Raw genomic sequence first — 11477 nt, forward strand, 5'->3', positions numbered from 1 at the left:
CAGAAGCAGTTGAACACCTGGGTCAGTTTTCAGTCGGCAGAACAGCCGTTAATGGGTCAGTTTTCGGTCAGCGGCAACACTCAAGTCCAATGTAGTAGGGTAACGACCGAGAACCCGCGCAGGTGATTGGCTCAGAGCGAAGCCGAGCCACGTGAGCCAAAGACTGCGATACAAGCAAGAGATTAGGATCAGGAGATCCCATGGAGCCATATGAGACCGCGTTAATGGCCGCCCGTGCGCAGTTCGCAATAGCCATAAGCTTCCACATTGTGCTGGCTGCATTCACCATCGGAATGGCCAATTTCCTGATGGTGCTGGAAGCGATGTGGCTTTGGCGCCGGCAGAAGGTCTACATGGAGGTGTATCGATACTGGCTCAATATATTCGCTCTCACTATTGCGATCGGCACCGCCTCTGGCTTGATGCTTGAATACCAGTTTGGTCTGAATTGGTCACGCCTATCGAGCATGGCCGGGGAAGTAATTGGCCCCCTTATGGTTTACGAGGTAATGGCCGCATTTTTTCTAGAGGCGGGATTTCTCGGCATTATGGTATTCGGAATGCGGAAGGTTGGTGCGCAGCTGCATTTTTTTGCCACCTGTGCTGTGGCAGCAGGCTCTGTGATAAGCGCTTTCTGGATACTCTCAGCCAACTCCTGGATGCAAACGCCAGCGGGCTATGGGATTGCTGATGACGGGCATTTTCTGGCCCAGGACTGGTTCGCAATCATTTTCAATCCATCATTTCCTTACCGTTTTACGCACATGATTCTGGCGACCTTCCTCTCCACTGCGATGTTTGTGGCTGGCGTATCTGGCTGGCACCTTCTGCGCGAGCCATTGAATGCACGGGCAAGGCTGCAACTCTCGATGGCGTTGTGGGCAGTGGCGATGCTTGCCCCCTTACAGATGGTGGTGGGGGATTTGCATGGGGAAAATAGCTTACACGTTCAGCCGCAAAAAGTTGCTGCCATCGAGGGGTCGTGGACCCGTCCTCCTGAAGGGGCGGGTGAGCCGCTGCGCATATTTGCGTTCCCCGACATGGTCGAGCGACGCAACCTTTTCGAACTCGCCATTCCACGAGTCGGCTCGCTGTACCTCAGGCACGATCTCAGTAGCACGATCGCTGCGCTAGACGAGTTTGCCCCTCAGGATATACCGCCCGTAGCGATCGTCTTTTGGGCCTTTAGAGTGATGGTGGGGTTGGGATTCCTGATGCTGGCATTGGGTGTCGCCGGTCTCCTGCTTCGGCGCAAAAGTCGCTTGTACTCCGCTCGATGGCTGCACCGATGGTGTGCGCTGATGGCGCCCGCAGGATTTCTAGCGATGTTAAGCGGTTGGGTTGTGACCGAGGTGGGCCGTCAGCCATTTACCGTATATGGGCTACTTCGAACCGCCGACAGCGCGAGTCCCATCTCTGGAGAAGAGGTCGTGTGGTCTACGTCGATGATCCTGGCACTTTACACCGTGATATTTGGCATTGGGCTGTGGGTGTTACTGCGGATTCTGAGCATGCCTCCTCGCAGCGACGAGTCCGGTCCTGAACCAACGCTTGCGGACGAAGTAGGCACTTCGGGAGGTGCGTGATGTTCTCCGATGACTGGATCATTTTGCTGTCAGCGGCGGCATTGGCCTTCTCAGTACTGAGCTACGTTCTTCTGGATGGAAGCGATTTAGGCGTCGGCATGCTTATGGGCATCACCGGATGTGCCCGACAACGGCGCGCCATGGCGCTTTCGATTTTGCCGATCTGGGACGCCAACGAAACCTGGCTGGTTTTAGGGGGCGGGGGGTTGCTTGCACTGTTTCCAACCGCATATGCCATTCTCCTACCCGCGCTCTATATGCCTTTTATAGTCATGCTCCTGGCACTGCTAGTACGGGCCATGGCGTTAGAGTTCCGGGATCAAGCATCCAGTAAGGGAACTAAACGCGCGATTGATGCAGTGCTCTCTTGCGGATCATTAATTGTTGGCGTATGCCAAGGAGCGGTGTTGGGTGCGCTTGTACAGGGCATCGCCAGTAAAAACGGACAATTCAGCGGGAGCGGTCTGGATTGGCTCAGCGCGTTTTCGTTGTACTGTGGCGCTGTACTGGTGGTGGGGTATTGTTGGCTGGGTGCCTGCTGGCTCTACTGGCGCACCGAAGGCGAGCTGCAAATAAGGGCTAAAAAGCTAGCGAAGGCACTGTCGGTCACAACCCTTCTACTACTGGCGATCCTGGCGGTCTGGACTTCAGGATTAGCGACGCAATACGCCGAGCGGCTTTCCAACCTGTTGTTCATGAGCCTGGCGCCTGTAACGATGGTAGTGGTGTCGGTGGCGTTCTTTAAAAGTTTTCGGACTCGTCTTCAGTTCTTGCCACTGTTTATTGCCCTTGGCGTCTTTATCGCGGGGTTCGCTCTAATGACCGCGACGCTCTATCCGCTAATCCTGCCTCCTTACCTGACATTGCAAGCCGCCGCGTCAGGGCCCTCCAGCCAAGGATTCATGTTGATAGGTTTCGCACTTCTAATGCCCGTAACGCTGTTCTACAACACCTACGGTTTTCGGGTTTTCAGCGGGAAAATTCGCCCCGTCGAAAACTAATGAACTGTGTCCCTCGAACACGCACATTCGGCGCTGCTAAGAACCGTCCGGCTAACACGCCTTCCTATCGAAGGCTACAATATCCATCCGATCATAAGGACACGTCACTGAGTCCGGTGGGCTGATTAAATGTTTGCCTAACCTCGCCATCCACGAGGTCTGAAGCGAACTGGCCCGCTGTGAATTCCCTAACCACGCTTGCCCAGAAAGCAACCGCATTGTAATTTTTTTCCAACTGCACAATTTCCCATTTTCCTGGAAATATTTCAAATAACCGCTTCGCAGCGGCTCTTCCGATTCCTTTTTTTCGATATCCGCGTGCAATGAAAAACTCACTTATACGATAATCTGCGTCTGGACTCATGTGGGGGAAGGGGCTCGCCCCAACCAACGCCATACCTACGGGCGCATCGTTAAGCCAAAAAAGGAATGGATGTACGTTGGGTTGATTCGGGCTTAGCCAAGTATCCAAATAGTCGGGTAGCCACTGACCCTCGTCGCTCAGCTGATAAAAATCCGTAAATTCACTCAGGTCATGCAGATACAACGAGTAAATAACTCGAAATAATGCGTGCTCCTCTTCAGAGAGAGGCTTAACCACCAACTTCATTTCTTGTCTCCCTGATCAGGTTGCTAACAAATACTTCAACATCTACGGGGGGCAGATCCGGTACCAATTATGTGGTAACAGCTCGGTAATTTTACACATTCGCTGCGTCGGTAGGCGTGTGAGAACATCTTTCAGATTTGCGTACCCATCATGCCTTTTACACGGACTGGATCAAACTCATGATCGCAGCTGCCCTTTTACCGCTGCGCGCACCCTGCAAAGAGCCAATTTTTGCGACCAAGAACCCAGGGGCGGATCTGCTTCTCGCACCAGTTGTTATCAATGAGTACAGCCCCGTCGTCAAGGTAGCGCGACAGCGCTGCCAAGCGTTTCGGGCCGTAATCGAGTGCTTTGATCAAGGTTGATTTCCAAGGTTGGCTCCCGATGAAGACCTGACGTTGCCAGAGCTGATGGACGTCTATCTCGATAGCCGGTATATGACGTTTGAATGCACACCACGGTAATGATCTATCGGCTACTTTTAGCTGAAAGCGCCAGAGCACCCTAGCTGGCGAAGCGTTGGTGTGATGAGGTTGCGCGCGGGTTACGATAGCGGGCGCCACTCATCATCCAACGCTTGGTCTGGCGCTTTCTGGACAAATTCAAGTTTGGCATGGTGCCGAGACGGGCGGACAAAGACCAGTCTCGTTTTCTGACATCTGTACCGCCTTGGTATCAACAAAGGAATGATCATGGCATTCGATTGGCACTCAGGACCCATCACCCGAACCACAGCGCTGGACAAGAACTATCGCAACACGCAGAACGTGCGCCGGTTTCTTGTTTCGGAGTGCGGTGAAGCATTCAAATTCGATCGGCCCTTCATGGCCTGGATCAAACGGCAAGATTCCCTGACGATGGGCGACGTTGCCGATGAGTGGCTTCGGCAGAAGCGATGATCAGAACAGCGGTGCGAGCTACCGCGCGTCCATCGCGGTCAGAAAGAGTCATTGACGCCGTCAAATGAAAAGCCCAGATCTGGGTCTGGGCTTGGATACGGCGTTTCGCAACAAATCAATCAAGCGCCACCATTGCCCCGATGCGTCTGCGCGTCCTGATCGGAGCCTGGATTGCCCGCAGGCGGGTTCCACTTCTCGAGCTTTTCTTCAGTGCCTTGTTTGGGCTCGGACTTCGCCCGCTCAAGACCCGAGTCATGACCTTCGCCGGTATCGGGCGTTTTCGCATCGGGCCCAGAATATGCGGTTTCAGGTCCATTGTTTTCGGTAGCCATTGCGTCTTTCCCTCTCTATTGGCGTAGTGCATCTGCGCATATAGATCGGATACGGTCTGCCGGCAGTAAGTGCCTTGGCGCCGACGGGCGGACCTGGTCAGAGGAAGCGTTGTAGATGTGGCGAGCTTGAAACGACTCAGGCGCTTCGGAGTGCTCCGTAAGCGCCTGATCTATGTGGTGCCCCGAGCCGGAGTCGAACCGGCACATCCTTTCGGACGACGGATTTTAAGTCCGGTGTGTCTACCAATTTCACCATCAGGGCGATGTTGAGCATGTCTGCCGGTGACAAAGCAAAATCACTGGCTTGGGCGACAAGAGCTGGGAATATATACATCCCCACCCCATGAAGCAAGCGCGAAAGGCTTCAAAATGGGTATGAAATGTAACTTGGGGGTAAATGGGAAAATCTCGCTAAATCAGCTACCTACATCATGAACGATGGTGAGGGCTGAAGTCAGGCTCGGACCAGCCGCAACGATTGAAGCTTCACCGGATTCAAACTCATCTGCTACGTGGCGCTCGTCCAGCTTCTCCGGGGCTCAGTCCCGCGATTTCGGCCGAGCTCTGACTTAATCCAGGACAACAAAAAAGCCTTGAAGACGTTGATCTTCAAGGCTTTTAAAGGTGGAGGCCGAGGTCGGAATCGAACCGGCGTAAGCGGATTTGCAATCCGCGGCATAACCATTTTGCTACTCGGCCTCAAGCGTTCAGTACCTCTACTACCAGCACTAAACGCGTACAAACTAGAGCGGGAAACGAGACTAGAACCTAATCCCTAACCTTTTGATTATTAAAAGGTTTTCCGCCTTCCTGTCTCAGGAGTGGACGCAATTCTGGACTTATTTCTCAGGCCTGTCAACAGACCATGGGGAAATTATTCCGGGAGCATCATTCAGTGCTGCCCCGGAGTTAGTCAATGTCATAACCTTTGCTTTTCCGACTTCCATGCCGCCACCATCGACAGGCGTGCGGCCGTCCACGGCGTAAGAACGAACAAGCGAACAGCCGGCCGCAGCACCTGATGCCCTAGAGCCAACAAGCGTGACAGCATTGACGAAAATCGGTCGATCAGGATTGCTCCGCCAGATGGTTGAGCCGCGCTTGTACGGCGTCGTCAAAAATCATGTACAGCGTTTCGATGTCCGCCGCGCGCAGGCGTCTTGTGGTTTCCAGTCCGAGGATAAAGGCGATTTCCATTTCTCCCTCGCGCTCGATGTCTTCGCGGGTGCTGGCGGCGCTCAGCGCTCGTACCAGGTCGTTGATCGGCCCTTGAATCGCCTTGGGAAGTCTGAGCGACTCGATTCTCTCTTGTGGCATTAATGATTCCTGACGGGGTTGGTGGGGAAGGGCGGGCGCCCGGAGTGGTTAAACTTCAAGCGTCTGGGTGTTTACGGCTTAGAGCCTGTGTCTGCGGTCGAAAGTAAGCAACAGCGCGGTGGGCTTTGTGAAGAGCCTCGAGCTGCTCACGACAGCTTTCGAGTCCTGCGATGCGGTTGGCGAGGGCGGCATTGTCCTGGAGAGTGTCAGAAAGCCGGGCCGCCGTCTCCCTCAATTCTGCGCGCAGCCTGTCGCGCTCGAGGCTGACGTCGGTGTGCATGTCGATGAGCCTGGCCATGTTTTTGCGGTAGCGGCTCAGCTCTTCCTGAAACATGCGGCATTCTTCTTCAAGAAGACGAGCGTGCTGCTCGAGCATTTCCTCGCGGGTGAATTCATCGGGCCAGTCGGCCTCTGGTGCGGTGTTCATGTGAGAAAACTCGAGTACTGTTTGGATATACAGTAATCGAAAAATACGGCACTGCACTAACCTGCCTGACGAGTAGCAGGTTGATTTCATTCAACGGTAAGCGAGAGGCATAGCGCCTGTGGGGGCTGAACGTTCCGCCCCCCATAACAAACGTGGCGCTCAGATCTGCGACAATACCTTCCGCAAAAATGGCGCAGTCCGGCTGGCCTTGGCCTTTGCTACTTTTTCTGGCGTGCCGCTGGCGACGATGTTTCCGCCCTGATCGCCCGCCCCAGGTCCGATGTCGATCACCCAATCGCTCTGTGCCACGACGCGCATCTCGTGTTCGACGACGATCACGGTGTGACCGTTGTCGACCAGCGTGTTTAGCTGGACGAGCAGGCGGTCGACGTCGCTGGGATGCAGGCCCGTGGTGGGTTCATCAAGCACGTAGAGGGTGGCGCCGCGCTGGCTACGTTGCAGTTCGGTGGCGAGTTTGATGCGTTGGGCTTCGCCGCCGGAGAGTTCGGTCGCCGGTTGTCCCAGGCGCAGGTAGCCCAGGCCAATATCCCGCAGGACGGTCAATGCTCGGAACACTGCAGGCTGTCCAGCGAATACCTCGACGGCTTGATCAACAGTCAATTGCAGCACTTGAGCGATGTTAAGGTCTTGCCAGCGAATCGCCAGGGTTTGCGGATTGTAACGCGCGCCATGACAGGTTGGGCAGGGCGCGTAGACGCTGGGCATGAACAGCAATTCGACGCTGACGAAGCCTTCGCCTTCGCACACCTGGCAGCGGCCTTTGGCGACGTTGAAGGAGAACTGTCCGGCATCGTAGCCCGCTGCCTGGGCATCGTCGGTCGCGGCGAACAGTTTGCGCACGTTGTCGAAAAGGCCGGTGTAGGTTGCAAGGTTCGAGCGCGGTGTACGGCCAATCGGCTTCTGATCGACCTGCACCAGACGTTTGATCGACTCAAGGCCGCTGGCAATGCGACCGCCCGTGAACTGCGGCGCGTCGTCTTCGAGACTTGGTTCCTCCTGATCGCTGGCAACAGCGGCAGGACGGCCCAGCGCCGCGCCTACCAACTCCAGCAACGCCTGACTGACCAGGCTTGATTTGCCCGAGCCGGAAATGCCAGTGACCGAGGTAAAGCATCCCAGCGGAAATTCAGCCATGAGGTTGTCGAGGTTATTGCGAGTAATGCCTTCCAGACGCAGCCAGCCGGTCGGCTGGCGTCTGTCGATTCGCAGGTCGCTGTGTTCGGCGAACAGGTGCAGGCGGGTTCTGGACGCTTCGATCTGCGCCAGTCCCGCCGGCGGGCCGCTGTACAACACACGACCGCCGTGCTCGCCAGCGGCAGGGCCGACATCGATCAGCCAGTCCGCACGGCGCATGGTTTCCAGGTCGTGCTCGACCACGAACAGCGAATTGCCAGAGGCCTTGAGTTGCTGCAGGGCGGCGAACAGCGCTTTGCTGTCGGCGGGATGCAAACCTGCAGATGGCTCATCGAGCACGTAAATCACGCCGAATAGTTGCGAACCCAGTTGCGTGGCCAGGCGCAGGCGTTGCAGTTCACCCGAAGACAAGGTCGGTGTACTGCGCTCCAGAGCAAGATAACCCAGGCCGAGCTCGGTCAGGGTGCTGACGCGGGCCAGAAGGTCTTGAGCGATACGCTGTGCCGCCAGACGCTTCTCGATGGAAAGGTTAGGTGTCGCGCGTACATCAGGTGCAGCGTCATGGGCTGAACCGCCCGACTTGACTCGCTTCTTGCGTGCCTTCTCGATCTGTTGGCGGTCGAGAACATTAGCGTCGGCGTTCTCCTCGAACGTACCTTGGGCCACCGGTCGCAGCACCTCGGCCAACCGCAGCAAAGGCATTTGCGACAGTTCGCCAATATCCAGGCCGGCAAAGGTCACCGACAAGGCCTCGCGCTTCAAGCGTTTGCCATCGCACAGCGGGCAAGGGCTGCCGCGCATGAATTGCGAAACACGCTTTTTCATCAGCGCGCTCTGAGAGTGGGTGAAGGTGTGCAGGACGTAACGTCGGGCGCCAATGAAAGTGCCCTGATAGCTGGGTTCTAGTTTGCGCTTGAGCGCTACGCGGGTTTGTTCAGGTGTCAGTCCCGCGTAGACCGGCGCAGTGGGTTGCTCTTCAGTGAACAGAATCCAATCGCGCTGCTTCTTTGGCAGATCGCGCCAGGGGATGTCGACGTCGTAGCCCAGCGTGACCAGAATGTCGCGCTGGTTTTGCCCCTGCCAGGCCAGCGGCCAGGAAGCCACCGCGCGCTGGCGAATGGTCAGGGAGTCGTCCGGCACCATCAATTCTTCCGGCACTTCATACACCCGGCCCAGGCCGTGGCACTCGGGGCAGGCGCCTTGAGGCAGATTGGGCGAGAAGTCTTCGGCATACAGCATCGGCTGCCCGGCGGGGTAACTGCCTGCGCGCGAATAGAGCATGCGGATCAGGCTCGACAGGGTCGTGACGCTGCCAACGGATGAGCGCGTGCTGGGCGTACCCCGTTGTTGTTGCAGGGCCACGGCGGGTGGCAGCCCGTCGATGGAGTCGACGTCGGGCACGCCCACCTGATCGATCAGGCGCCGGGCATAGGGCGCTACCGATTCGAAATAGCGGCGCTGGGCCTCGGCATACAGCGTCGAAAACGCCAGCGAAGACTTGCCCGACCCGGAGACGCCGGTAAACACCACCAGCGCGTCACGAGGGATGTCGACGTCCACGTCCTTGAGGTTGTGCTCGCGCGCGCCACGTACTCTGACGAAACCGGGCTGATCCGGGGCGACAGTGAAGGAAACGGCGGACTGAGTGTCGGCATTGTCGGGCAGATGAGGCGCTGTGGTCATGAGCGGGCCTTGGGTCAGAAAGTCTGTGGGAAAGCTTACCGGGCCTTGGGGACTTTGGGGGTGTGGCCGGCATCGTCGTGTTTGCCCCCGGTCAAGGATTGCTCCTTGCGGGTTTCCTGGGTGCGATCACGGTCGTCGGCGACATCGGCAGGCTTGGCGTCCGGATCGTTGATCTTTTCACCGGGGGTGTGCGCTTTGGGGTCGGTCATGGTTTTTCTCCAGTTGATTCATGCAGGGCTTCGGCAGCCTGCAAGCCTTGTAGGAATCCGGCCAGCGCCACTTCTTCCATGCGCAGGCCTTTGCGTTGGCGCGAACGTGGCAGCTTGGCCAGTTCGCCGATGAGGAAGGCTTCCAGAACCGCCGGGTGGATATAGCATTTACGGCAAACTGCCGAGGTGTTGCCCAGCAATCGGGCGACTTCCTTGACCATGGTCACGATGTGTTTCTTGGCGTCGGCCTCCGGCTCCCAGTGGAGCTTGCGCAGGGTGGTCAGGGCCATCGCGCTGCCGGCCCAGGTGCGATAGTCCTTGGCGGTGAAGTCCGCGCCGGTCAGGTCGTGCAGGTAATGGTTGATGTCCGATGAGGTGACGGTGTGGCGCTGGCCTTCATCGTCCAGGTACTGGAACAGGTTCTGCCCGGGCAGCTCCATGCAACGTTTGATGATATTGGCCAGGCGTCGATCGGTGACGCTGACTTCATGCTCGACGCCGCTCTTGCCGCGAAACTGAAAGAGAATCTTGCTGCCATGAACATCCACGTGTTTGTTGCGCAGCGTGGTCAGGCCATAGGAGCGATTGTCGCGGGCATACTGGCTGTTGCCGATGCGGATCAGCGTCTGATCGAGCAGCGACACGACGGCCGCCATGACTTTCTCACGCCCCATGCCGGGAGCCGCCAGTTGCGCTTCCAGTTGCTTGCGTACTTTGGGCAGCGCCATGCCGAAAGCGATCATGCGCGAGTATTTGTTCTCGTCGCGAATCTCACGCCAGCGCGGATGATAGCGATACTGCTTGCGCCCCCGCGCGTCGCGCCCAGTGGCCTGCAGATGCCCCATGGGATCAGCGCAGATCCACACATCGGTGTAGGCCGGCGGAATCACCAGCGCGTTGATGCGCTTGATCTCGGCGTCATCGCGAATGCGCTGGCCGTCGGTATCGAAGTAGGCGAATTTGCCGCGCAGGATCTTACGCGTGAAGCCCGGTTGGCTGTCATCGACATAGTGCAGATCCTTGGGCAGGTCTTCACGTGATAGAACGTCCGACATGAATGGCAATCCTGAGAACTGGTCTTTGCATTGACCGTCCCGGTGCGCAGTCGTGCCGATTATTTGAAGGCGCAGGTAGCGGCTTGCTTGAAGGGCTTCAGCCCGGCAGGGGGCTCAGGCCAGCAGCGCTACCGATTTGATCTGCGCCCAGAGCTGTTGACCCGGATGCAATTGCAGCTGATCCCGCGAATACCGCGTGATGCGCGCCAGCAACGGCGTGCCGGCTGCGTCCAGGCGCACCAGCACATGCGCCGCGTTGTCGGCGGGTACTTCGCTTGTCACGGTCACTGGCAGGCGATTGAGGATGCTGCTCTGATCGTCCGCTCGCAGGCTGAGACTGACATCCCGTGCCTGCACCTTGAAGCGCAGCGGCGTCTCCATACCCAGCGGTGCATGGGCGACGCGGATGGTCAGCTCGCTGTAGGGCAGGCGCACGGTGACCAGTTGGTAGGCGTCGTCATAGGCGCTGACCGAACCTTCGATGACCACGCCCGCGTCATCGCCCATCGCCAGCGGCAGGTCGAGCCGGGCCAGGGTTTCTCCGATGGGACCGCTGGCCAGCGCCTTGCCGCCACTGAGCAGCACCAGATGATCGGCAAGCCGCGCCACCTCATCCTGCGAGTGGCTGACATACAGCATGGGGATGTCCAGTTCGTCATGCAGACGTTCCAGATAGGGCAGGATTTCGCCCTTGCGTTGAGCGTCCAGCGCTGCCAGTGGTTCATCGAGCAGTAACAGACGAGGGCTTGTCAGCAATGCGCGAGCGATGCCCACGCGCTGCCGTTCGCCACCCGACAGCTTGTCCGGCTGGCGAGACAGCAGATGGTCGATACCCAGCAAAGCGGCCGCCTGCTCGAGATTGACCCGACGCTCGCCAGCGGCAATGCGCTTGAAGCCGAACTCCAGATTGCCCCTGACCGTGAGGTGCGCAAACAGGCTGGCCTCCTGAAACACGTAGCCCAGAGAGCGTTTGTGCGGCGCTACGAAAATGCCGTTGGCACTGTCCTGCCAGACCTCGCCGTTAATGGCGATGAATCCGCTGGAGGCTTTTTCCAGCCCGGCGATGCAGCGCAGGCAGGTGGTCTTGCCCGAACCGGAGTGGCCGTACAGCGCCGTCACGCCGCGTCCGGGAAGGGATAAATCGACGTTCACCGCGAATTCGGGGAAATCCACGTTCAGACGGACTTCGATGCTTGAACTCAT

At 57.7% G+C, this 11477-nt stretch carries 11 protein-coding genes, 2 tRNA genes and 1 pseudogene; 3 read left to right on the forward strand and 11 right to left on the reverse strand.

Annotation, left to right across the window (positions count from 1 at the left end; translation table 11 throughout):
• Positions 1 to 200 precede the first annotated feature (200 nt).
• Positions 201 to 1586 (forward strand): cytochrome ubiquinol oxidase subunit I, encoded by a 1386-nt coding sequence (locus CE491_RS02515; protein WP_110946799.1) that lies wholly within the window; start codon positions 201 to 203, stop codon positions 1584 to 1586.
• Positions 1586 to 2587, forward strand: coding sequence for a cytochrome d ubiquinol oxidase subunit II (cydB, locus tag CE491_RS02520; RefSeq protein WP_110946800.1), 1002 nt, complete (start codon positions 1586 to 1588; stop codon positions 2585 to 2587). Before CE491_RS02515 ends, cydB begins: the two co-directional genes overlap by 1 nt.
• Before the next feature lie 91 nt (positions 2588 to 2678).
• Here the strand turns inward: cydB and CE491_RS02525 are convergent, their stop codons facing one another.
• Positions 2679 to 3197 carry a GNAT family N-acetyltransferase gene (locus CE491_RS02525; protein ID WP_110946801.1) on the reverse strand — a complete coding sequence of 173 codons (519 nt, stop codon included), beginning with the start codon at positions 3195 to 3197 and terminating at the stop codon, positions 2679 to 2681.
• Positions 3198 to 3239: 42 nt separating this feature from the next.
• Positions 3240 to 3556: pseudogene (locus CE491_RS02530) on the reverse strand (IS66 family transposase); the annotation flags it as partial.
• A 333-nt stretch (positions 3557 to 3889) separates the two neighbouring features.
• Between CE491_RS02530 and CE491_RS02535 the strand changes: the two are divergent.
• On the forward strand, positions 3890 to 4096 hold the full coding sequence (locus CE491_RS02535) for a DUF6434 domain-containing protein (RefSeq protein ID WP_110946802.1): 207 nt from the start codon (positions 3890 to 3892) through the stop codon (positions 4094 to 4096).
• 119 nt (positions 4097 to 4215) lie between these two features.
• On the opposite strand, the gene CE491_RS02540 is transcribed toward CE491_RS02535, so the two are convergent.
• From CE491_RS02540 to modC, 9 genes are all read right to left on the reverse strand, one after another.
• Positions 4216 to 4428, reverse strand: a complete 213-nt coding sequence (locus CE491_RS02540) for a hypothetical protein (RefSeq protein WP_110946803.1) — start codon at positions 4426 to 4428, stop codon at positions 4216 to 4218.
• 175 nt (positions 4429 to 4603) lie between these two features.
• Positions 4604 to 4690, reverse strand: a tRNA-Leu gene (locus CE491_RS02545).
• A 363-nt stretch (positions 4691 to 5053) separates the two neighbouring features.
• Positions 5054 to 5127: transfer RNA gene (locus CE491_RS02550), tRNA-Cys, on the reverse strand.
• A gap of 369 nt (positions 5128 to 5496) precedes the next feature.
• Positions 5497 to 5745, reverse strand: coding sequence for a hypothetical protein (locus tag CE491_RS02555; RefSeq protein ID WP_110946804.1), 249 nt, complete (start codon positions 5743 to 5745; stop codon positions 5497 to 5499).
• A 55-nt stretch (positions 5746 to 5800) separates the two neighbouring features.
• Positions 5801 to 6172 (reverse strand): hypothetical protein, encoded by a 372-nt coding sequence (locus tag CE491_RS02560; RefSeq protein ID WP_110946805.1) that lies wholly within the window; start codon positions 6170 to 6172, stop codon positions 5801 to 5803.
• A 159-nt stretch (positions 6173 to 6331) separates the two neighbouring features.
• On the reverse strand, positions 6332 to 9010 hold the full coding sequence (locus CE491_RS02565; protein WP_110946806.1) for an excinuclease ABC subunit UvrA: 2679 nt from the start codon (positions 9008 to 9010) through the stop codon (positions 6332 to 6334).
• A gap of 35 nt (positions 9011 to 9045) precedes the next feature.
• Positions 9046 to 9219, reverse strand: a complete 174-nt coding sequence (locus tag CE491_RS30130) for a hypothetical protein (RefSeq protein ID WP_199884951.1) — start codon at positions 9217 to 9219, stop codon at positions 9046 to 9048.
• Entirely contained in the window at positions 9216 to 10274 is a 1059-nt protein-coding gene (locus tag CE491_RS02570) for a DNA topoisomerase IB (RefSeq protein ID WP_110946807.1), read from the reverse strand. The genes CE491_RS30130 and CE491_RS02570 overlap by 4 nt, the downstream gene beginning before the upstream one ends.
• 114 nt (positions 10275 to 10388) lie before the next feature.
• Positions 10389 to 11477, reverse strand: coding sequence for a molybdenum ABC transporter ATP-binding protein (modC, locus tag CE491_RS02575; protein WP_110946808.1), 1089 nt, complete (start codon positions 11475 to 11477; stop codon positions 10389 to 10391).

Source organism: Pseudomonas bohemica, from assembly GCF_002934685.1.
Classification (GTDB): Bacteria; Pseudomonadota; Gammaproteobacteria; order Pseudomonadales; family Pseudomonadaceae; genus Aquipseudomonas; species Aquipseudomonas bohemica.